Raw genomic sequence first — 23,055 nt, forward strand, 5'->3', positions numbered from 1 at the left:
AGGCCGAAGCGTTATAGCTGTTTTTGCTTAGCTAACTATATCCTGGCAGCCGGTCATTAAACCTTTTTGATCATCTTTTCCGGATCCCAAAACATGGGCTGGTTTTTAAAATAGCTATCGTTACACAACAACGCAGGCGCAGCGGCACGGTAGCCAAATGTTGCATCCTCAGTTACTTTGCCATTGGTGCGAATAGCGGTAATAAAGTTGTTCATGTGGTCGTAAGAACCGCCTAAATAGCCTTTATCGGCTTCGTATGCAATTTCTTCGGGCGGCATCATTTTTTTTCGTTCAGGGTTACGGTCGCCGCTTTGCCTTAATTTTTCAAGATAAAAGGGATCATCAGAAGCGAAAACCTTATTTCTTTTCAGCACTACCTTATCCCAGGTAACGTCCATAGCGCCTTCGCTGCCTACCAGGCGCAGGTAAGTTGTGCCGCTGGTGCCATCAACAAAGTTGCAGCGCAATGAAAGGTTAAATGCAGGGTGCATAGCGTTTTTGGCATAATCAAAAGTTCCCAGCAAAACGTCAGGCACTTCACGGCCATCGTTCCAGAAACGCAAACCTCCCGAGGCATAGATCTTCTCGGGCCCGTGTGAGCCGGTTACAAAATGCAGGCTGCTGAACAGGTGAACAAAAAGATCGCCGGCCATACCAGTGCCGTAATCGGTGTAATTTCTCCATCTAAAAAAACGCTTTTCATCAAACGGGCGTTTGTGGGTATTGCTTACGTAAGTATCCCAGTCAACCGTTCGCGGCGATGCATCCGCAGGGATGGGATATTGCCATACTTCAACCGGGCCTCGCCTTGCCCAAAAACCTTCGGCGTAATTAAGCTGGCCAATTGCGCCGGCTGCCAGCAACTCGCGGGCTTTTTCGTTACCTAATGATGATACACCCTGGCTGCCTACCTGGAAAATTTTCCCGGTTTCCTTTTGTGCCTGGATAACGGCAGGGCCTTCGGTAATTGCGTGTACCATTGGTTTTTCACAATATACGTGTTTGCCTGCATGCATAGCATCAACAGAGATCTGCTCGTGCCAATGGTCAGGTGTGCCTATTATTACTGCATCAATATCTTTCCTGTTAAGTACTTCTTTATAAATTTTAGTTGTGAAAATATCGGCGCCCCATCGTTTTTTGGCGTCGGCCAGCCTGCCGTCGTATAAATCGCAAACGGCAATCAGTTTAACACCGGGAATCTGCAGCGCTACGTTGGTGTCTTCACTGCCTTGCCCGCCCGCACCTATCAGGGCAATATTGATCTGATCGTTGACGCTGATACCTGCCGGTCTTTTTAAATAAGCAAATACATCGTTTTTTTTCTCAGCAGCAAATACACTTTGGCCTACAGCAACTGCCGCAGTGGCCGTGCCTAATTTTCTAAGAAAACTTCTGCGGGACGGTTCTTCTTTTTCTTTCATAATAAAAGTAACAGGGTTTGTTAGTAAGTAATGATAATAGGTTTTGGTGCATTTTAAAGGGGAAATGCATCAATAGCGAAAGGTATAATTTATATGGGAGATTTGAAAATAATTATAATAGGCAGCATTAACAGGTTTTAATAAAGCCCCGGCTATCTGTTAAAATGGAAGAGTTGATTAGCCGGTAGTTGCGTTAGGTTTTTGTGATATAGCTTGTTTTATTTCAGGCGTTTTTCTAAAATAATATAACTGCCCTTTCTGTCCAGTTCATGAAAACCTGCTCTTCTGCATGTATTTATTGCCGGTGTGTTATTTTCTTTTACCTCGGTAAGGCACCTTTCAAACCCTTTATGCACCAAATCAGTTAAAAAAAACTCCATCAGCCTTCGGCCGTATCCCATTCTTCGTACCAATGGCGAGACTACTGTCATTGACAGGAAACCGGTTTTGCTTTCATAATCATTAGCATAGCCAGCCAGGAAAGCCTGCAATTCGCCCTTTTCGGTAATGGTTATAATGCATCCCTTGTCAGTTATTTTATCAATATAGGCGTTTAAATCGGCCATCTCATACGTTCCACTGCCGTCGTTGATCAACGGGTGCATCATATTGTAAATTTTGGTTTTCATGCTGCTTTAGGTTTGCTGTACAATTTAGTCCAATATTTTTAAATATTAAAATAAATACCTCGTCCTGAGTTTATTATGGTGTTAGGTAGTGTTTTCTGTCTTTTAGCGGTCATTATTTAACTATGACCCCATCATCTGTATAACCCCGCTTAATTCAATCAGCCAATAATAATTATCTTTGCTGCCCGATGAGCAAAATAATAACTCCGTACACCGATCAGCAAGGCACCAAAAAAGAGCAGGTAGCCGATATGTTTAATAACATTTCAAAAACCTATGATTTCCTGAATCATTTTTTATCGCTGGGCATAGATATCATCTGGCGCAAAAAGGCGATAAACGAATTGAAAAAGGATCAGCCTAAATTAATACTGGATGTAGCCACCGGTACCGGCGATTTTGCTTTTGAGGCGCTAACCATATTAAAGCCCGAAAAAATAATAGGGGTTGATATTTCAAAGGGCATGCTCAGCATCGCGCAGCAAAAAATAGATAAACGTAAATTGGGCGATAAATTTGAAGTAAAGCTGGGCGACTCAGAAAAACTTCCTTTTGATGCAGACGGGTTTGATGCCGTTACCGTGGCGTATGGCGTACGTAATTTTGAGAACCTTGAAACCGGCCTGGCCGATATTCACCGGGTATTAAAACCGGGCGGTAAAGCGGTAGTGCTTGAGTTTTCAAAACCCAAAGCATTCCCTGTAAAACAGCTTTATAATTTCTATTTTAACTATATTACACCCGGAATTGGTAAATTATTTTCAAAAGATGCAAGGGCTTACACTTATTTGCCTGAATCGGTAGCGGCTTTTCCTGATGGGAAAACTTTTACTGCCTTAATGGATAAAGTAGGCTTTAAACATACCAAACACAGGCCTTTGGCGTTTGGTATTTGTTCAATTTACACGGGTATTAAATGAGTAAAAACCGTTACCTCATTATATTTTTGTTGGTATTTTGCAGTAATACGTTACTGGCGCAGGTACCGGCATGGGGTGGCGGGGCAGATTTAACCGACCTTAGTTTTGGTTTCACCTTTTCATACGTAAACAGCTATTATAAAATTGATAAAAAGCCCGGCTGGCGCAGTCCTTTTTTTGACCCGGGCGTAAACCGCAACATAACAGATTCGTTAAAAAGCATCGGTTCAAAAAGCTCACCTGGTTTTGCAGTTGGTTTTATAACCCGGTACAGGCTTACAGATCATATTGAGGCCCGGATAACCCCATCGCTGATTTTTGCCGACAAATCATTAACTTATACCTATCCCAATGCGCAGGATAATGTTACCAAGCAGGTACAAACCACAACGGTAGATTTCCCTTTAGAGTTTAAGCTAAAATCAGACCGGATAGGTAATTTCAGGGCTTATATAATGGGAGGGGCTAAATATTCGCTGGCCATAGGCTCAAAAAAAAATGCTGATGCCGGGCTAGACCCGCTGGATAAGCTGGTTAAAAACGTTGGCGGCTACGGATCGTACGAAGCCGGGCTGGGCTGCGATATCTATTTTGAATTTTTTAAACTTTCGCCCGAAATAAAGATTGCCAACTCCCTGGGTAATGTGCTTGTTCCGGAAAATCACCCATATTCCAGCCCCATTAATAAGTTGGGGGTGCATACCCTAATGTTTAGCCTGTATTTTGAATGACCACGTTTCTGAGTTTTATGCACCCAATCCTGTGTGCCATATTAATGCCGGTACCTTGTCATAACGCATTGGCTATTGCTTAAATGCCAATTGATTGCCAATAAATGACAACTTATTGGTGTTAAAAACATAATTTCGCTGCAATAGTTAATCTACACATGACTAAAATTGCATTAATAACAGGAGCTACCTCGGGGATAGGCGAGGCCTGCGCCCATTTGTTTGCCCGGGAAAACTACAACCTGGTGCTCACCGGCAGAAGAATTGATCGGCTTGAAAAACTGGCAAAGAAGCTTAATGATAAGTATAATGTTGAAGTTGCTGTTTCGCAATTTGATGTTAGGAATCGGGGAGACGTTGCTGAAAACCTTGAAAACCTGCCCGCCAAATGGAAACACGTGGATGTGCTGGTAAACAATGCCGGCCTGAGCCAGGGGCTTGATCCTATTCAAAAAGGTGACCTGGACGACTGGGATACCATGATTGATACCAATATTAAAGGCTTGCTGTATGTAAGTAAAATAGTTGCCAACTGGATGATTGATAACAAAAAGGGGCACATTGTTAATATCGGATCAATTGCGGGTAAGGAGGTTTATGCAAATGGTAACGTATATTGTGCAACCAAACATGCGGTTGATGCCCTTAATAAAGGGATGCGTATTGATTTGCTGCCGTATGGCATAAAGGTTACGGCAATACACCCCGGAGCAGTTGAAACAGAGTTTTCAGAAGTTAGGTTTAAGGGTGATAAGGAAAGGGCAAAGAAGGTTTATGATGGTTTTGAACCTTTGGTTGCCGATGATATTGCGGAGACTATCTGGTTTGTGGTATCGCGCCCCAAACATGTTAACATTAACGATATGATTGTAATGCCTACCGCACAGGCAAACGCGGGAACGATATTTAGAGGTTAGAGAACGGTGATCAGAGATTAGGAAGCTTTGCTTCTGAAATAGGAGACCGGACAGCCGAAATAAAAAAAGACTTAATAATTCAACCATCAGAAATTCGAAATAAAAAATATATGTCACTCATTATTCAAATTGACCAGGATATAAAACAAGCAATGCTGGCTAAACAAGCAGACCGATTAAGAGGCCTGCGTGCAATTAAGTCTGCCTTGCTTTTGGCCCGTACCGAAAAGGGTGCTGCGGAGGAATTAACACCTGAAGCTGAAATTAAAGTTTTGCAAAAATTGGTTAAGCAGCGCAAGGAATCGGCGGAGATCTACAAAACACAAAACCGTGAGGATTTGTACCAGATAGAGATGGATGAGATGCAGGTAATTGAACCTTACCTGCCGGCGCAAATGTCCCGGTTTGAAATAGAGGGATATCTACAGGAGGTAATAAGCCGTATTGGTGCAACATCAGTAAGTGATATGGGCAGGGTGATGGGCATAGCCAATAAGGAACTGGCAGGCCAGGCCGATGGCCGCACGATATCAGAAGTGGTGAAGCAACTTTTGGGTTGATTAGGTTGATTAAGTGAGTGGTTGATTAGGTTTTAATATTAAACAACTTAATCTAACTCAATCAACCCAGTTAAACTTAATCAACTAAATAAACAATAAAACTTGCAGCTAACAAGCAATAAGCTATTTTTATAGCGAAAATATTTGATGTTACATTCCGGCTATTTGACGCCGGCTTTTTGAAATTTTAATTATATAAATTTATATGGATTTCGTGCTTAAAGAGGAACACGGTTTTAGTTATATCGATGAGGGCGAAGGCGAGGTTTTGTTATTGTTGCACGGCTTAATGGGTGCTTTAAGTAACTGGGATAAAGTAATTGAAGAATTTAGAGGGCAGTACCGGGTAATAATCCCCATTTTGCCGATATATGATTTGCCGCTATTAACTACAGGGGTAAAAAGTATGGCTAAGTATGTACACAAATTTGTAAAATATAAAAAGCTGACTGATATAACGCTGCTTGGTAATTCATTAGGCGGGCATGTGGGTTTAATATATGTACTCTCGCACCCAACGCTGGTTAAAGCTTTGGTGCTCACCGGTAGTTCAGGCTTATACGAAAATGCTTTTGGCGGATCGTTCCCGAGGCGCGAGAGTTACGATTTTGTTAAGGAAAAAGTAGAATATACATTTTATGACCCGGCTACGGCAACCAAAGAGCTGGTTGATGACGTATATCAAACTATAAACGACAGGCATAAGGTGATCAGGATCCTTGCGATGGCTAAATCGGCTATTCGTCATAATATGAACAAGGACCTGCATAAGATCCATATTCCTGTATCGTTAATATGGGGCAGGGATGATAAAATTACGCCGCCGGAAGTGGCTATTGAATTTAACCAGCAGTTGCCAGATTCGGAGCTGCACTGGATAGAAAAATGCGGGCACGCACCTATGATGGAGCAGCCCGATGAGTTTAATAAATATTTGAGGCTGTTTTTAGATAAAATAAAAGCTAAATAAATTACGCATGCTTGCAGTTGAAATGATAGCTGATGCCATACCGCCGGTGCATACTTCTGATACCATTCAGAAAGCTGTTGACCGTATGGTTGAGTTTCGCATCCGCCATTTGCCAATTGTAAACGAAGAACAGTTTTTAGGCCTGCTTTCAGAGAATGATATAGCTGCAGAAACCGATCCGGAGACCCCGGTAGGTGCTTTGGCGCTCTCGCTGGTTAATCCTTACGTACTGGAAGATCAGCATATTTATGATGTTATCCGCCTGTTTTATGAACGCCAGTTAACCGTAGTTCCGGTATTGGACGCGGCTAAAAACTATTCGGGACTGATTACTATTAACGCGCTTACTGAATATTTTGCCGGGCTTACATCCGTTTCGCAGCCGGGCGGGATAATTGTGCTGGAGATCAATAATAAAAACAATTCGCTGGCGCATATGGCGCAGATAGTTGAGTCTGACAATGCCCAGATCCTGAGCTCATACGTGCGCACCTTTCCCGATTCAACACGCATGGAAGTTACCCTTAAGGTAAATAAGCAGGACATATCAGCTATAATTGCTACGTTTTTGCGTTACGAGTACGATGTAAAGGCTACTTTTAATCATAGCGACGACAACGACAACTCGAGGGACAGGTATAATTCTTTGATGAATTACTTAAATTTATAGTCGATGGTCCATAGTCGATAGGCCACACTGCTTTTTGATTTCTTATCTTTAAAGGGAATTAAAAAAACTATCGACCATGGTCCATGGACAACAAACCACCAACTAAATGAAGATCGCAGTTTACGGAAGGCAATTTAATGATCCGGTAGTTATCCCCTTTATCCAGCAGGTTTTTAATAATTTGGTTCAGCATAACGTGGAAATTTTTGTCCATCCTTTGCTGCACGACTTTCTGCAGGAGAATATTAAAACTACCGAATACCAGCTGCTGGAAAATACAGAAACGCTTAAAGCCCCTATAGACCTTTTTTTAACGCTAGGCGGCGACGGTACGCTGTTGGATATGGTGACCGTGATCCGTGATACCGGCATCCCCGTAATTGGAATAAACTTTGGCAGACTGGGCTTTTTAGCCAGCATTAATAAAAATGATATTGATGCAGCAATTTATGCTGTAGTAAACAAACAATTCACTTTAGACAGCAGGGAATTGCTCCGGATAGATTCGGAACAGGAAATATTCGGGAAAGATAATTTTGCCCTTAATGATATTACTATTCATAAGCGCGATGATGCGGCTATGATAACCACCCACGTTTTTTTAGACCAGGAATTTCTGAATTCATACTGGGGCGATGGGATTATTATTTCAACAGCCACCGGATCAACGGCTTATTCATTAAGCTGCGGCGGCCCCATTCTCTTCCCCCAGTCAAACAGTATTGTACTTACCCCTAATGCACCCCATAATTTAAACGTTAGGCCCATAGTGCTGCCAGACACCAGCATCCTGGCCTTTGATGTGGAGTGCCGCAGTAATAATTACCTGGTATCGTGCGATTCGCGGACGGCAATTATTGATAAAACCATGCGTTTCCAGGTAAGCAAGGCTGGGTTCAGTTTAAATTTGATCCGCTTAAATAATGAAAGTTATTTATCAACGTTAAGAAACAAGTTGTTATGGGGGCTTGACGTTCGCAACTATTAAGATTACCGGATGCCGAAGTTTTTACTGCTGATATTTTTAGTTTTCACTACTGTTACCTTAAGGGCGCAAACCTGGGAAATTGGGGCGGCTGCCGGTGGTGCGGGCTATATGGGCGACCTGAACACTAACAACCCAATTAAAATTAGTGGTTATGTTTTTGGGGGATTTGTAAAACGGAACTTTAACGGTTATTTGTCAGCAAGGCTAAATGCTAACTTTGGGCAGGTAAGCGCAGCCGACAGCACCTCAGGCAGCCAGCAATTCAGGAACAGGAATTTAAGCTTTACTACTGACCTCAGAGAAGTAAGCCTGGTAGCTGAATTTAATTTTATGAACTACATTCCCGATGCCGGAAAAAATAAATACTCCCCTTACATTTTTTTGGGCATAGCCGATACGCATTATGTTCCGCGCACGGTATATAGAGGTAAAACTTATGATTTGCGAAGCCTGCAGACTGAAGGAGAGTCCATTTATCCAACTTCTACCATTTCTATCTTATACGGTGCGGGCTTTAAATACAACATTACCGGCAAATTTACACTGGGCGCTGAACTGGGTTACCGCAATACCAATACCGATTACCTTGACGACGTTAGCGGAAACTATGCTGATAAAAGCAGGCAATCGTTAACGGCGGCATTGCTGGGTGATCGTTCCGGCGAAAAAACCGGCGTTTATATTGGCAGCCAGGGCACACAGCGCGGCGATTTGAGGCCCCACGATACCTATTTCTTCTCACAAATTACTATCTCATACACTTTTGTTACCCAAAAGTGTTATTTTCAATAAACCAACCACCGATTTTGATTTTAAGATAAAGGACTGACTTTTACAGCCTATCCCGCGGTAACGGTATGTATTTTCCCTAACCATAGTCACAGGATCACTACAGCTTATACTGGCAATTTAAATGCATCATTGTTGCAATAAAGTAAAACCAGGAGCGTTAAATGATAAATCAGCTGCATCTGTTTGCTGTTGGTAACCAATTATTTAACCTTAATCCTTTAACATCATGGCTGAATTAGCACCATCCTCCGGAAAATCGGGCAGCAAACACGTTAAGCGGATGCCTCTTCGCGTAGATCTCACTGCAATGGTTGATCTCGCATTTTTACTAATCACATTTTTTATGCTGACCACATCGCTGCAAAAGCCGCGCGAAATGAGTGTCGTTATGCCTGCTAAAGGGCCTTCAGCGGGAGTATCTGACAAAACAACCCTTACCATTTGTCTGGGCACAAAAAACCAGGCGATGTATTACCTGGGGATGGCAGATAAACCGTTATCCGCTCCCAAGTTAACCGGGTATGGATTAGGTATTCGTACGGCCATTGTTGAAATGAGCAAGCAGGTATTAACCAGCACCGGTAAAAGTATGACGGTAATAATTAAGCCGGCGGAACATTCAGCCTATGAAAACCTGGTTGACGCGCTTGACGAGTTGAACATTACCAGGGTACCATCCTACTCCATTGCTGCCATTTCACCGAAAGATGTTGATCTTTTAAAGCAAAAGGGAATCTATTGATCGGTGTACTTAGTTGATTGAGTTAGATTAAGTTGACCGGGCCAGAATAAATAACGACCCCGTTAATAATCTGCTCAATCAATTTTTCAGAGAATTTATGCCCAAAACCTACTCACATCATCAACCATTCACCTAATCAATTTCCTTAATTATTCTTTTCCTGCCTCATAATAAAAAAACTACAATTAAGTTTTTACCTTTGTCCCCTGAAAAAAACAGCACAAGTTGTTGAAAATGGGGCTAAACCCCGGTGAATAAGTATGATTTATTAGCCGGGGGATGGGTATTGCAATGCGTTTTTTTGAATATAAAATGCATGATGATGTCGGCTGCCGCCTTTAATAAACGGTATAATGGGATATAAGGATCAGATTGATTTGTTAAAATTGCCAAAGCACATAGCTATTATTATGGATGGCAATGGCCGTTGGGCAAAAGAAAAAGGCAAATTAAGAATATTCGGCCATCATAACGGGGTGCTTTCTGTTAGGGATGTAGTGGAGGGCGCTACGTTACTTAATATAGGATATTTAACGCTTTACACCTTTTCATCTGAAAACTGGAACAGGCCGAAGCTGGAGGTTATGGCCATTATGGAGTTAATGGTAAGCACCATTCATAAAGAAATCAGAAACTTTATGGAAAAAAATGTGCGCTTGCAGGCCATTGGCGATTTAAATATGCTGCCGGATAAGGCCCACAGGGAGTTAAATAATGCAATTGAAAAAACCAGCGGTAATACCGGGCTGGTGCTAACGCTTGCTTTAAGCTACAGTTCGCGCCGCGAAATTGTGCAGGCGGCTAAGAATCTAGCCGCCAAAGTGCAAAGTGGGGAGTTAAATATTGACGAGATTGATGAGGAGACTTTTGAAAACAACTTATATACCAATGGTATGCCTAACCCCGAACTGCTGATAAGAACCAGCGGCGAACACCGCATCAGCAATTACCTGCTGTGGCAAATTGCGTATGCCGAATTGTACTTCACCACAAAGTTGTGGCCCGACTTCCGCAAAGAAGATCTGTATGAAGCTATACTTGATTATCAAAAACGGGAACGCCGTTTTGGTATGACCAGCGAGCAGGTCAACTAAATTTTTAACTTTAACACTTTTTAACAACTGTATAAATTATTTTTAGCCCACTAAAATATTCGAATGAATAAATATATTTTTGCTATTCTTTTTACTGTAATAAGTACCGCTGCCCTGGCCCAGATCCCGGGGAGTCAACCCAAATATTCGCTTCCAAAATCAACATTGCCTGCTGACAGTTTGAGCTACCTGGAACCGAAAGACTTTATTATTGGAGGTATAACCATCACCGGTACAAAATCACTTGACAAAGATGTATTGCTAACCATATCAAAGTTAAATAAGGGCGACCATATCAACCTGCCGGGCGAAGCGAATGCTAATGTTATTAAAAACATGTATTCGCAGGGTTTGTTTGAGGACGTACAATTGAATATTACAAAAATTGTTCTGGATACCATCTATCTTGAAATTGCCGTTACAGAGCTTCCGCGTTTGTCGCGTCTGCACTTAACGGGTATCCGCAAAGGCGAGATTGACGACGTTCAGAAAAAGCTTTCGGATAAAACCTACAAAATTGTTAACTCCAACCTGATCAGCACTACTACAGCTATCATAAAAAAGCATTTTAATGAAAAAGGGTTTTTAAATACTACAGTTACCATTAAACAACGTAAAGATCCGGGTGATGCCAATAGCGTTATACTTGACGTAGCTATTGATAAGCACTCAAAAGTGATGATATCTGAGGTTGTATTTGAGGGGAATAAAGATTTTTCACAAAAGAAGCTTAAGGGGTACCTGAGCAAAACCCGCACCAGGAAATTCTACAATATCTTTGGATCAAAGAAGTTTAAACAGGATAAATACGACGAGGATAAACTGAACCTGGTAACAAAAATGCAGGGCAAAGGTTACAGAGATGCTGAGATTGTAAAGGATACGGTTTATAAAACCGGCCCAAATACAGTAGGTGTTAAAATAAAAGTATTTGAAGGCCACAAGTATTACTTTGGTAACATCAAATGGTCGGGAAATGCTAAATACTCGTCAGACATATTGAATAAGATCCTGAAAATTAAAAAGGGAGATGTTTTCAGCGAGGAGGAATTAAATAAAAGGTTAACCGGGCCAACCCCGGCTAATGATGATATTTCATCATTTTATTTAAATGATGGTTACCTTACCTACAATGCCGACCCTGTACAAACTAAAATTTACAATGATACGGTTGACATGGACCTGCGGGTTTATGAAGGGCCCCAATATACCATTAACAGGGTTATTTTAAAGGGTAACGATGTAACCAACGATAAGGTGGTGATGCGTGAGATAAGGACTAAACCGGGCCAGAAATTTAATAAGGAGCTTTTAATACGAAGCACACGTGAAATTGGCCAGTTGGGTAACTTTGACGAGCAAAAAACAGAACCAAAACCAACCAACATTAATCCGCAGGATGGTACGGTAGATATTGTTTATAACGTGGTTGAAAAACCGTCAGACCAGATAGAGCTGTCAGGTGGTTTTGGTGGCGGCCAGTTAGTTGGTACCTTAGGACTTACCTTTAATAACTTCTCGTTAAGGAACATATTCAACCTTAAAGCCTACAAACCATTGCCAAAGGGTGATGGGCAGAAACTAAGCTTAAGGGGACAGTCAAGCGGGCATACCTATCAAAACTTCTCGTTCACGTTCTCTGAGCCATGGCTGGGCGGTAAAAAGCCAATCTACTTTGCATTGTCGGCTTATACCCAGTTAAGCTCAACCGGCGATTATTATGCAAAGAGTAATCCGCTTTATAATAAACTGCGCATAAACGGTATAGGCGTAACGTTGGGTAAAAAATTAAACTGGCCTGATAACTACTTCCAGTTAAATTACTCCCTAAACTTTGACCACTATAACCTGGATAACTATACCGGTTACTTGTTCTCGAACGGAACATCATACAATATTAAGCTAACACAGGAGTTAAGCCGAAACTCGGTTGATGCGCCAATTTATCCTACGTCGGGATCGAACATTAAATTTACGGTACAGGCTACGCCGCCATACTCATTGTTCAATAACATCAATTATAAAATTGCGACGCCTGAGCAACGCTACCATTTTGTAGAATACTATAAGTTTAAATATGACGCACAGTGGTTTACCCGGATAACAGGCAAGCTGGTATTGATGTCGCAGGTAAGGTTCGGATTTTTGGGACAGTATAACACGGAAGTTGGCCCTTCGCCTTTCGAACGGTTTAAATTGGGTGGTGATGGTATGCAGAGCTACCAGTTTTTACAGGGTAGTGAGATTATTGGTTTAAGAGGTTATCAGAACTTCTCGATTGTTCCTGAAGGAACAAACTACACTGAAAACACCAATCCGGGTAGTACCATTTATAACAAATACACTATGGAGCTTCGCCACCCGGTTATCCAGGGGCAATCGGCAACAATATTTTTATTAGCTTTTGCCGAAGGTGGAAATGTTTGGAATTCTTTTAATAAATTTGATCCTTTCAACGTTAAGCGTTCAGTGGGAGTTGGAGCCAGGATATTTTTACCTATTTTTGGCTTGCTTGGGCTGGATTATGGTTATGGATTTGACGCCATCCCTGGAATTCCGGCGGCAAACAAAGGTCAGTTCCATTTCTCGATTTCACAGAGCCTGAACGGGGGATTTAATTAATTTGCAATGCAATTGTAATGAAGAAGACAATTTTAGTACTGCTTTTTACGTTAATAACAGTTACCGGTGCGTTCGCGCAGCGGTTTGCTTATGTAGATTCGGAATACATATTAAAACGTATGCCTGAATATGCATCGGCGCAAAAGCAGATAGAAGCGTTGTCTGTACAATGGCAAAAAGAAGTTGATGCACGTTTCCAGGAAATTGACCGTTTGTACAAAGCATACCAGGCAGACCAGGTTTTAATGACTGCCGACATGAAGAAGCGACGCGAGGCGGAAATTGCCGATAAGGAAAAAACAGCGAAAGACTTTCAGCGTCAAAAATTTGGACCGGATGGAGAGCTTGCGCAAAAAAGTAATTCAATAATAAAACCAGTACAGGATAAAATGGCTAAAGCTATACAGGCAGTTGCCGAAAATGATAACCTGGATATGATATTTGATAAAAACAGTGAAGTAATTATGTTATACGCCAGTCCGCGTTATGATAAGAGCGCTGATGTTTTAGCAAAGCTTGGCTTAAAGTCAGGATCAACACCCGCAAAATAAATTTTTAATATATTAATCCCATTAAATTTTAAACACAGAACAAAAAAAATGAAAAAACTACTTAAAGTTGCTTTAGTGGCGTTATGCTTTTTATCGGTAGGCAACTTTGCCAAAGCACAATCAAAAATTGGTTATATTAATTTCGACGGATTAATTGGACAAATGCCAGAGGCAAAAACTGTAAAATCACAGCTTGATATTTACTCAAAGCAGTTTACCGATCAGCTTGCTGCTATGCAAACTGAGCTTCAGAATAAAGGACAGGAGTTTCAAAAAACACAAGCCAGCATGACTGATGCAGTACGTTCTGCTAAACAAGCTGAATTACAGGATATCCAAAAACGCATGCAGGATTACAATACCAACGCTCAGCAGAAGTTTGAAGAAAAATCAAATGAACTGATCAAGCCTTTATCTGATAAAGCGCACACAGCAGTTGAAGCCGTAGCTAAAGAAAAAGGTTATACTTATGTTGTTAATTCGGCACAAACGCAATTTATTGTTGCACCTGTTACTGATGACCTGATGGAAGCTGTTAAAGCTAAATTAGGAATCAAATAGTAAGTTATACGTAAACATTAACAAAGCGCCTCCATGATACGGGGCGCTTTTTTTATTTTTGTACTAATGGTAAATAACAAACCGATCGGAATTTTTGACTCAGGCTATGGTGGCCTTACCGTATTCCGTTCTATATTTAAGCAGTTACCGGATTACGATTACATTTATATAGGCGATACTGCCCGCGCGCCTTACGGTAACAGGTCGTTCCAAACGATTCATCAATATACCTGGGAGTGTGTGCAATGGTTGTTTAAACAAGGTTGCCCATTGGTTATATTAGCCTGTAATACGGCGTCGGCCAAGGCGCTCCGCAATATTCAACAGATAGACCTGAAGAATGAAGGCCCGGCAAAGCGTGTATTAGGCGTTATACGGCCCACTGCCGAAGTGATAGGCGATTACACCCATACCAAAGAGATCGGTGTACTGGGCACCAAAGGGACAGTGCAGTCGGGCTCGTACCAGATAGAGATCGGTAATTTCTTTCCGGATGTGAAAGTTCACCAGCAGGCCTGCCCGCTTTGGGTGCCGCTGATTGAGAACGGTGAATACGACAAACCGGGCGCCGATTATTTTGTAAAAAAATATATTGGCGAAGTTTTGGCGCAGTCGGCAAATATTGATACGCTGCTGTTAGCCTGCACCCATTATCCCCTGATACAGCAAAAAATAGAAGCTTACCTGCCCGAAGGCATAAAGGTGGTGGCGCAGGGCGACATTGTTGCCAAAAGCCTTGCCCATTACCTGCAGCGCCATCCTGAAATGGAGGCGGCTATCAGCAAAAATAAAACACAGCGTTTTTTTACCACAACAGATGATACCGCAGACTTTGACCATTATGCTGAACTGTTTTTTGGAGAACCGGTAAAATCTGCCTACGCAGAAATTAAGTGTTAAAGCCTACGGTTGTGCACCTCTTATAAAAATGGTGCATTTTAACCCGGCCTCAGCATATTGCTTTTCCAGTTTCTGCTGCATTATTTTGTAAACCCTTACTTCGGGATAAGCAACTACGTTGGTTTCGGTAATTGACCAATCCTTTAAATTGATAGTTGCCTGGCCATAGCTAAGCTTTGCACCACCGGTTTTGCAAAACGGTTGTAAAGGCAGGCATTTACTGGTGTCGCGAACGCTGATTATCATTTTTGGTGATTTACCCGAATAGAGGCCTGAAGAAAGATAGCTGTCCCAGGCTCCCGCGAAACTAAGCGCAGGCAGCATCCCCCAAAAAATAAAGATCAATTTATTCCATCCGTGGAAAACTCCGGTAAAAATAGCTTTGCCTTCAATATTCTTAAAAAAGAGAAAGTAGAGGTAAAAGATCATGGCGATGTTCCACGGCCAAACCACTGCGTTATAATTCAAACCGCCGGGGCCTATTAGTATCAGGATAAACAGGTGCATTAGTATCAATGCTGCGGAAGCCGCTTTTTTAGTTTTATGAAAAAGTAAACCCACCCCGGCCAGTAGTTCTGCCAGGCCCAACAAATACCCGCTGAAATAAATTAAACGGTGAGCCGAAACATAAAAAGGGACTTTAAAAAACGAGTGAAGGATCATTTGGCGCCATGTTATCTGCAAAAAATCATAGTTCAGTTTATGAAGCCCGCTGTAAATATATGTTGAAGCTAAAACGAAGACGAAGCAGCTCATAATTAGTGCTGGCCTTTTGTTATTGCTGATGAAAATAAACACGATGAAAAGGCACTGATATTCCCAGGGTTGCCAGCGGTTTTGATCGAGCAGGCATGAAAATATTTCGGTCGCGAGCAGGCAAAGCAAAGCACCCCTATTTTTATTAAACAACTGCCAGCACAGCAAAAAAATCGACAGGCCAAATAACAGGGTATGCGCTAGGGGCGGAACGCGGTCAAGCCACTGAAAAATTGGAGCTGTTGGCAATATCCTGTAAGTGGTCCATATTCGCCAGCTGATTAACTTGGCCGCCAGCCAAAACAAACAAGTAATTTTAAGCAGCAGGTTATTTATCCCCTCATAACTAAAATGTGTGTTTGCGCTGCCCATTATTATAATGGGATAAATTTAACCCGTTTTTGGCAATTTGTACCGTTGGCCAAAAAGTAAATTGTTTAAAGGAGTTATGGGCTGTTAATACCGGGTAATTTAATTATCAACTAAGCCTATCAGTTTTATCAACTATCAAACACATGCTAACTCAATCAACTAAAATTTATTAAGTTTGCAGCTAAAGCAAAAAGGTTGAATTTTTATCTCACATATTTCATTATTGCGATAGGACTGTTCGGTTTTTCGGCTTTGTTTGCGTTGTTTGGTGTTTACGCAGAGCGCAAGGTTTCCGCTTTTATCCAGGACAGGCTTGGGCCTACCGAAACTGGGAAATACGGCTCGCTGCAAACCTTTGCCGACATATTAAAAATGCTGCAAAAAGAGCTGATAACACCTGCCGCTGCCGATAAGCTGCTTTTTATGCTGGCCCCTGCTATTATTTTTATTGCGGTTTATATGGGGTTTGCCGCACTGCCATGGGGGCCGGGATTGGTACCTGCCAACCTGAATCTGGGTTTATATTACGTTTTCGCCATCATATCTATTGAAACGCTGGGTATTTTGATGGCCGGCTGGGGATCAAATAACAAATATTCTATTTTGGGAGCCATGCGGTCGGCTGCGCAGATCATATCTTATGAGATTCCGGCCGGGTTCGCCATAATATCGGTGGTGATGATAGCGCAAACACTCAACCTGCAGCAAATTTCGGCACAGCAGGGAATCCTATCGACTGAAACCATAAAATTCTCGGGCTTTTGGGATGTAACTTCAACAGGCGGCTTTTTTGCCTGGAACGTTTTCCGCGCACCGCATTTATTGATAGCTTTTGTAATTTATTTTATTGCTTCGCTTGCGGAAAGCAACCGGGCACCGTTTGATATCCCTGAGGCAGAATCAGAGCTAGTAGCGGGCTTTCATACGGAATATACCGGCCTGCGTTTTGCGCTGGTTTTTTTGGCAGAATATTCCATGATGTTTTTGGTATCAATGGTGGGTGTTATTTTGTTTTTAGGAGCCTGGAACACACCGCTGCCAAATGTTGGCCCGGTACACCTGGCTACGTGGACAACAGGTGCGGGCTGGGGTATACTATGGATCGTTATGAAAACGCTTGCCCTGGTTGCCGTGCAAATGTGGATCAGGTGGACGCTGCCACGTTTTAGGGTAGATCAGCTGATGACGTTATGCTGGAAAGTGTTAACTCCGCTGGCTTTTGCCTGTATGCTGATTTCGGGAATATGGAGATTGTGGCTGATGTAAGGTTGGCCATTAGTCATTTAATAAAGCGACCGATGACCCAATGATTAATAGCAAATGAACAATATAATAAAAGGTATTACAACAACACTAAAGGGACTATCGATCACCTTCAGGCACCTTTTTGCTTCGCATAAAAAGCGGGAGCTGCTACCTGCCAGTGATAATAACTACTTTAAACAACTGGAGGGTACCAACACCATACAATATCCGCATCAAAAACTGCCTATCCCCGAGGTTGGCCGGTACCAGTTGGATGTGGAGATGGACGATTGTATCGTTTGCGATTTATGCGCCAAGGTTTGCCCGGTTAATTGTATTGATATTGAATCCATCAAAGCAACGGAAGCAATAGGCCAAACATCAGACGGTACAACAAAAAGGCTTTATGCTGCTAAGTTTGATATCGATATGGCCAAGTGCATGTACTGCGGCCTGTGCACCATAGTTTGCCCTACAGAATGTATAGTAATGACCAACCAGTACGATAAAAGTGTTTTTCAGCTGAGTGACCTTACTTACCAGTTCTCGGACATGTCGCCTGAAATGGCCGCCGAAAAGAGAGCGGAATTTGACCTGCAGCAAGCCGAAAGGCAAGCCGCAAAATTAGCTGCCCTGCAGAAGAAGGAGGAGGGGGCATGAGCCTTGCGCAGTTTTTGTTTTATATGATGGCTTTTATTGCAATCGCTTCGGCGTTGTTTGTTGCTGCTACTAAAAACCTGGTACGGTCGGTTTTTATGTTTTTTATCACGCTGTTTGCTTTAGCCGGCCTTTACGTGCTGGCCCTGGCCGACTTTGTAGCCATTACTCAAATTGTGATATATGTTGGCGGCATTTTAGTACTGATACTTTTCGCCTTTATGCTTTCTGGTAAAGAAACCCTGAATGCAATAGAAGAACAAAAAAATAAATTTATTAATATAAACAAGGTACCCGCCATGTTCCTGGCTGCGCTTTTTTTGGTGGTGCTGGCGAACATGATATTTAAGGTTGATGCGGATAACCTTGTCTGGATAAAAAAATCAGCCATCACGAGGAACATTATCCTGCCCAATTCATCAATGACAGAAAATATCGGCATAAACCTGATGACAAAGTACCTGCTGCCGTTTGAAGCGATCTCTATTTTATTGATGGTGGCGCTGGTAGGTGCTGCGCACCTGTCGCGAAAGGGGAGGGGAGTATGATCTCATTAACCGATTTCCTTTTGGTAAGCGCCGTTTTGTTTTGCGTGGGGCTGTATATGATAGTATCCAAACAGAACGCTATCCAGATCCTGATAGGGATTGAGCTGATGCTGAATGCCGCCATACTTAACCTGGTAGCCTTTAGCAAGTACGACCGCTTTAATAATGGCGGGCAAATGCTTGCCCTTTTTGCTATTGTGCTTGCTGCTGCAACAACTGCTGTAGCACTGGCCATTATTTTAAACGTTTACAAGCAATATAAAACAATTGATCCGGGTAAGATTGATAAATTGGGGGATTAACGATGAATTAATATTGTATTTGCAAGTACATGCAATACATATAGACGCAATGCTTTGCGTATCCGAAAGGATTGTAATTTGAAAGGTAATGAACCTATAAACACATGCATAAAACAGAGACACAATACTTTGTGTTCCTGCGGAAAAGAAGACAACATTGGATAACTTTTTACAAGCGATAGACACCCTTACCATTAAATTCACGCTCGCAGCGGTGTTGTTGCCCCTGCTTGCCTTTATAATTAACCTGGCTATCCCCGGTAAAAAAAATAAAATTACAGGCCTTATCTCAACCGGGGCCATATTGGCCAGTTCGGTTTTATCCGTGTTTGTGTTTTCAAAGGTTTGGAATGGTCATCTTGTGCACCAATCTATCACCTGGTTCACTATAGGGAATACCAAAGTATTTGCGGGCATTTTGCTGAATAACCTGTCGGTATTAATGTTACTGCTGGTGAACCTGATTGCCCTGCCGGTGCACATCTATTCTACCGCATACATGAAAGATGATGAAGGCTACAACCGCTATTTCGCTTACCTGAGCCTTTTTTGCTTCAGTATGCTAGCGTTGGTTGTGGCAGATAACCTGGTGCTGTTCTATATCTTCTGGGAGCTGGTTGGTTTTTCGTCATACCTGCTTATCGGATTTTGGTTCACCCGTGATAAAGCGGTGCAGGCCAATAAAAAAGCTTTTATTATGAACCGGATAGGTGATATTGGCTTGTTGACGGCTATCATCATCATCTTTACCCAGTTCCGTACTTTTGACCTGGACACCCTTTTCGGTTCTGTAAATATTGGAAAGTTTACCAGCGTGCACGAGGGGCTCTGGTCATTCAACACCAACCTGACTAATCAATTCGGATCCGTGTGGATTATGGGTAACGTAATTCAACTACCGGTTGTATGGCAATACGTAGCTTTCGGGGGTATTCTCTTGGCCGTAGCTGCAAAATCGGCGCAGTTCCCGTTGCATACCTGGCTGCCTGATGCCATGGAGGGGCCTACATCCGTTTCAGCGCTCATTCATGCAGCTACCATGGTTGCTGCCGGCGTGTTTTTGCTGGGCAGGGTTTACCCTATGTTTAACGGTACAGAATTAACCATATTGGCGGTTACCGGCTGCTTTACCGCGTTTATGGCCGCTACCATAGCACTCACCCAAAACGATCTGAAACGTATCCTGGCCTACTCTACCATATCACAGCTCGGCTATATGATAATGGCTATGGGGATAGGTGCCTATTCATCATCATTGTTTCACCTGGTTACACATGCCTTTTTTAAATGCCTGTTATTTTTGGTGGCCGGTGTAGTGATCCACCAGATGGCGCATATCAGGGATGATAACAAGCTTAATATAGACGCACAAAATATTTTAAACATGGGCGGCCTGCGCAAAAAAATGCCGCTCACGTTTATCACCGCGTTGATAGGTGGACTGGCGCTTATCGGTTTGCCTTTCACCTCGGGCTATTTGTCAAAAGACGGGATCCTGATCCAGGCTTTTCAATGGTCGGCAGGGAAAAGTGCTATCCACATGCTGATCCCTGTTTTTGCGGTACTTACTACCTGGCTCACCGCTTTTTATGTGATCCGTTTGATAGTGAAGGTATTTTTTGGAGACATGCGTTTACTTGCTGCGCACCCGGAATTAAAGCTGCACATAACTGACGGCGGCTGGCAATATACTTTACCGCTGGTGATACTGGCTGCGGGTAGCTTGTTCCCCTTTTTCTCGTTAAACCCGCTCAGCTATGGGCAGTCGTGGTTATTTAAGGCTTTTTCGGCGGCAGGCGGCGGTAACGGGGAGAGCCTGTTTCATGTTATAGTGCCGGTAGGGGTAAATATTTTTAGCCTGCTGGTAATCTGCGGGGCTTATGTTATTTATGCCAAACGGAAGGTAAGCCCGTTTTTACAAACCGGTCTCTTTTGGCGGCTGTCATTTAACGAGTGGTATTTTGACAAGTTATACACTAATTATATTGTTAAACCGGTGCTTGCCGTGGGGCGTGCCACCTTCAGGTTCGACAGGCGGGTAATTGATACCTTTATTCATGCTATTGCCTACAGCGTAATGGCACTGGCCAGGCTGGCGGTATGGATAGACCATTATATTATTGACGGCTTTTTATATTTGGTGACGGATATAGTTAAGGTCATAGGTAACTTTGCACGTCGTTTTCAGGGCGGTAAGGTGCAGTATTACTTATACAGCATGCTGGTGGTTATTTTGGCAATATTTGCATTTTTTTTATTAAAAAGCGAGGTTTAAACTATGAGGCAAGTGGTATTAGGTAAAAGTTTAAAGCTGGTTGGTAAAGGGTTAAGGCTTTTTACTAGCGCCGGTTGTTTTAATTTTTTTGTTGCATCTGTTTACCCGTTTGTATTGTTTGCTTCTCCGGCTCCCTTAAATCTCATATCTCACATCTAAAGCAATGAATGTTTTAACCCTGCTCATATTTACACCCATTGTATTTGCACTTGTTATTGCGCTGCTGCCGTCGGCATGGCGCAGCAGTTTTAAGTACATAACGCTGCTGGCTACCCTTGTGCAGCTGGGGATGAGTATTTGGGTGTATTGCCATTTTAAAACCGGGGCATCATTTGCAGGCGTTAACCACGAAGGGCAGTTTCAGTTTTTACAAAAAGTACCATGGATCAACCTGGACCTGGGTACTTTAGGTAAAATGCAGATAGATTATTTGGTAGGGATTGACGGGTTATCGGTTACGCTGCTGGTGATGAGCGCAGCGGTGCTGGTTATCGCGGCGCTGGCATCATGGGAGATCAAAAGCAATTTAAAAGGCTTTTTTGTATTGTTCCTTATTTTGGATATGGCTGTTATCGGCGTGTTCTGCTCGCTGGATTTCTTCCTGTTCTATATTTTTTATGAGCTGATGCTGCTGCCACTGTATTTCCTGATCGGCATGTGGGGTGGTGCACGGCGCGAATATGCGGCCATAAAGTTTTTTCTGTACACCTTGTTTGGTTCAGTATTTATGCTGCTGGTTATGATTGGGCTTTACCTGTCGGTTACCGACCCTGCAACAGGCAACCATACTTTTAACATTATCCAGATGATGAACCCGGCCAACTATCAGCAGGGGTCAATATTTGCGGTTTTAAGCCACCAAACCATTTTTGGACTTTCGGCGCGTGCGGTGGGTTTTGTGATCTTGTTTATAGCGTTTGCCATAAAGGTACCGGTGGTGCCGCTGCATACCTGGCTGCCGGATGCGCACGTAGAGGCGCCTACCCCGGTTTCTATCATCCTGGCCGGTATTTTACTAAAGGTTGGGGGCTACGGTATTATCCGGATCTGCGTGGGGATTTTCCCGGAAATTGCGCACGCCGATGCTTACTGGCTGGGCTTGCTGGGGATTATATCCATCATATACGGCGCGTTAAACGCCCTTGCCCAGCAGGACCTGAAACGGATGATCGCTTATTCCTCGGTGTCGCACATGGGTTTTGTTTTGCTGGGGATTGCCTCGCTTACTACCGAAGGATTAAGCGGTGCGGTAATGCAAATGGTAAGCCATGGGTTTTTGTCAACCATGCTGTTCTTTTTGGCGGGTGTTATTTACAACCGGGTACATGACAGGGGCATTACCCATTTCAGGGGCTTAGCTACTATTATGCCTAAGTATACGGCTTTCGTAGTGGTAGCTTTTTTTGCTTCACTGGGGCTGCCCGGCTTTTCGGCTTTTATAGGTGAGGCATTTTCATTGACGGGGGCCTTTAAATCACAAGCGGTAAATGGTATGTTGCCTTACTGGATGGCGGTGTGCGGCTCGGTTGGGATCTTATTAAGTGCAGCCTATTTTTTATGGACACTGCAGCGGATGTTTTTTGGTCCTGTTAATTTAAAAGGTGGTACCGTATGGAAAACAGCGCTAACCGACCTTAATCTTCGCGAGAAAATTACTTTACTGCCATTGGCGCTGGTGGTGCTAGCGCTGGGCTTAATGCCATCGCTGGTGTTTGATAAGATAAACGATTCGGTAGTTACATTAATACAGTTCCTGCAGATAAATAAATAATTGCGCAGGTGTTATGGAAACATACACATACTTGCATCCTTTAAATACAATCTCAAAA

At 42.8% G+C, this 23,055-nt stretch carries 23 protein-coding genes; 20 read left to right on the forward strand and 3 right to left on the reverse strand.

The genetic code is table 11. From position 1 onward, the window contains the following. Positions 1–56: 56 nt before the first annotated feature. Complete coding sequence (locus MuYL_RS06455; RefSeq protein ID WP_094569750.1) at positions 57–1,424, reverse strand: Gfo/Idh/MocA family protein; 1,368 nt, start codon at positions 1,422–1,424, stop codon at positions 57–59. Positions 1,425–1,642: 218 nt separating this feature from the next. Continuing rightward, positions 1,643–2,053, reverse strand: a complete 411-nt coding sequence (locus tag MuYL_RS06460) for a GNAT family N-acetyltransferase (protein ID WP_094569751.1) — start codon at positions 2,051–2,053, stop codon at positions 1,643–1,645. Between the two features lie 188 nt (positions 2,054–2,241). Here MuYL_RS06460 and ubiE point away from each other — a divergent pair, with 188 nt between their 5' ends. From ubiE to murI, 14 genes are all read left to right on the forward strand, one after another. After that, positions 2,242–2,973 (forward strand): bifunctional demethylmenaquinone methyltransferase/2-methoxy-6-polyprenyl-1,4-benzoquinol methylase UbiE, encoded by a 732-nt coding sequence (ubiE, locus tag MuYL_RS06465; protein WP_094569752.1) that lies wholly within the window; start codon positions 2,242–2,244, stop codon positions 2,971–2,973. Then, positions 2,970–3,704: a type IX secretion/gliding motility protein PorT/SprT gene (gene porT / locus MuYL_RS06470; RefSeq protein ID WP_094569753.1), complete on the forward strand. Its 735-nt coding sequence runs from the start codon at positions 2,970–2,972 to the stop codon at positions 3,702–3,704. The genes ubiE and porT overlap by 4 nt, the downstream gene beginning before the upstream one ends. Before the next feature lie 158 nt (positions 3,705–3,862). Beyond that, positions 3,863–4,621: an SDR family oxidoreductase gene (locus MuYL_RS06475; protein WP_094569754.1), complete on the forward strand. Its 759-nt coding sequence runs from the start codon at positions 3,863–3,865 to the stop codon at positions 4,619–4,621. 110 nt (positions 4,622–4,731) lie between these two features. Then, a complete protein-coding gene (locus MuYL_RS06480; RefSeq protein ID WP_094569755.1) occupies positions 4,732–5,181 on the forward strand; it encodes a GatB/YqeY domain-containing protein in 450 nt (149 codons plus the stop codon). 205 nt (positions 5,182–5,386) lie between these two features. After that, complete coding sequence (locus tag MuYL_RS06485; protein WP_094569756.1) at positions 5,387–6,151, forward strand: alpha/beta fold hydrolase; 765 nt, start codon at positions 5,387–5,389, stop codon at positions 6,149–6,151. Between the two features lie 7 nt (positions 6,152–6,158). After that, positions 6,159–6,821 carry a CBS domain-containing protein gene (locus MuYL_RS06490; RefSeq protein WP_094569757.1) on the forward strand — a complete coding sequence of 221 codons (663 nt, stop codon included), beginning with the start codon at positions 6,159–6,161 and terminating at the stop codon, positions 6,819–6,821. A gap of 106 nt (positions 6,822–6,927) precedes the next feature. Then, a complete protein-coding gene (locus MuYL_RS06495) occupies positions 6,928–7,809 on the forward strand; it encodes an NAD kinase (RefSeq protein WP_094569758.1) in 882 nt (293 codons plus the stop codon). Between the two features lie 9 nt (positions 7,810–7,818). Further along, entirely contained in the window at positions 7,819–8,601 is a 783-nt protein-coding gene (porG, locus tag MuYL_RS06500; RefSeq protein WP_094569759.1) for a type IX secretion system protein PorG, read from the forward strand. 226 nt (positions 8,602–8,827) lie between these two features. Further along, positions 8,828–9,343: an ExbD/TolR family protein gene (locus MuYL_RS06505; RefSeq protein WP_094569760.1), complete on the forward strand. Its 516-nt coding sequence runs from the start codon at positions 8,828–8,830 to the stop codon at positions 9,341–9,343. A 353-nt stretch (positions 9,344–9,696) separates the two neighbouring features. Beyond that, positions 9,697–10,437, forward strand: coding sequence for an isoprenyl transferase (locus MuYL_RS06510; RefSeq protein WP_094569761.1), 741 nt, complete (start codon positions 9,697–9,699; stop codon positions 10,435–10,437). A 63-nt stretch (positions 10,438–10,500) separates the two neighbouring features. Beyond that, a complete protein-coding gene (bamA, locus tag MuYL_RS06515) occupies positions 10,501–13,059 on the forward strand; it encodes an outer membrane protein assembly factor BamA (protein ID WP_094569762.1) in 2,559 nt (852 codons plus the stop codon). A gap of 17 nt (positions 13,060–13,076) precedes the next feature. After that, positions 13,077–13,610: an OmpH family outer membrane protein gene (locus MuYL_RS06520; protein WP_094569763.1), complete on the forward strand. Its 534-nt coding sequence runs from the start codon at positions 13,077–13,079 to the stop codon at positions 13,608–13,610. Positions 13,611–13,658: 48 nt separating this feature from the next. Then, a complete protein-coding gene (locus tag MuYL_RS06525) occupies positions 13,659–14,171 on the forward strand; it encodes an OmpH family outer membrane protein (protein WP_094569764.1) in 513 nt (170 codons plus the stop codon). A gap of 66 nt (positions 14,172–14,237) precedes the next feature. Continuing rightward, on the forward strand, positions 14,238–15,071 hold the full coding sequence (gene murI, locus MuYL_RS06530; RefSeq protein WP_094572874.1) for a glutamate racemase: 834 nt from the start codon (positions 14,238–14,240) through the stop codon (positions 15,069–15,071). A 3-nt stretch (positions 15,072–15,074) separates the two neighbouring features. Here the strand turns inward: murI and MuYL_RS06535 are convergent, their stop codons facing one another. Then, positions 15,075–16,199 (reverse strand): DoxX family membrane protein, encoded by a 1,125-nt coding sequence (locus MuYL_RS06535; RefSeq protein WP_094569765.1) that lies wholly within the window; start codon positions 16,197–16,199, stop codon positions 15,075–15,077. Positions 16,200–16,394: 195 nt separating this feature from the next. Between MuYL_RS06535 and nuoH the strand changes: the two genes are divergently transcribed. The 6 genes from nuoH (at position 16,395) to MuYL_RS06565 (ending at position 22,997) form a co-directional block, all read left to right on the forward strand. Then, a complete protein-coding gene (nuoH, locus tag MuYL_RS06540; protein WP_170309730.1) occupies positions 16,395–17,465 on the forward strand; it encodes an NADH-quinone oxidoreductase subunit NuoH in 1,071 nt (356 codons plus the stop codon). A 54-nt stretch (positions 17,466–17,519) separates the two neighbouring features. Beyond that, the gene (locus MuYL_RS06545; RefSeq protein WP_094569766.1) at positions 17,520–18,104 is read left to right on the forward strand and encodes a NuoI/complex I 23 kDa subunit family protein; all 585 of its coding nucleotides are present in this window, start codon (positions 17,520–17,522) and stop codon (positions 18,102–18,104) included. 23 nt (positions 18,105–18,127) lie between these two features. Continuing rightward, positions 18,128–18,649 (forward strand): NADH-quinone oxidoreductase subunit J family protein, encoded by a 522-nt coding sequence (locus tag MuYL_RS06550; protein ID WP_245845796.1) that lies wholly within the window; start codon positions 18,128–18,130, stop codon positions 18,647–18,649. Further along, the gene (gene nuoK, locus MuYL_RS06555) at positions 18,646–18,951 is read left to right on the forward strand and encodes an NADH-quinone oxidoreductase subunit NuoK (protein ID WP_094569768.1); all 306 of its coding nucleotides are present in this window, start codon (positions 18,646–18,648) and stop codon (positions 18,949–18,951) included. The genes MuYL_RS06550 and nuoK overlap by 4 nt, the downstream gene beginning before the upstream one ends. Before the next feature lie 157 nt (positions 18,952–19,108). Next, positions 19,109–21,226: an NADH-quinone oxidoreductase subunit L gene (gene nuoL / locus MuYL_RS06560; protein WP_170309731.1), complete on the forward strand. Its 2,118-nt coding sequence runs from the start codon at positions 19,109–19,111 to the stop codon at positions 21,224–21,226. 163 nt (positions 21,227–21,389) lie between these two features. Next, positions 21,390–22,997: a complex I subunit 4 family protein gene (locus tag MuYL_RS06565; RefSeq protein WP_094569769.1), complete on the forward strand. Its 1,608-nt coding sequence runs from the start codon at positions 21,390–21,392 to the stop codon at positions 22,995–22,997. Positions 22,998–23,055 lie beyond the last annotated feature (58 nt).

Source organism: Mucilaginibacter xinganensis (genome assembly GCF_002257585.1).
Taxonomy (GTDB): domain Bacteria; phylum Bacteroidota; class Bacteroidia; order Sphingobacteriales; family Sphingobacteriaceae; genus Mucilaginibacter; species Mucilaginibacter xinganensis.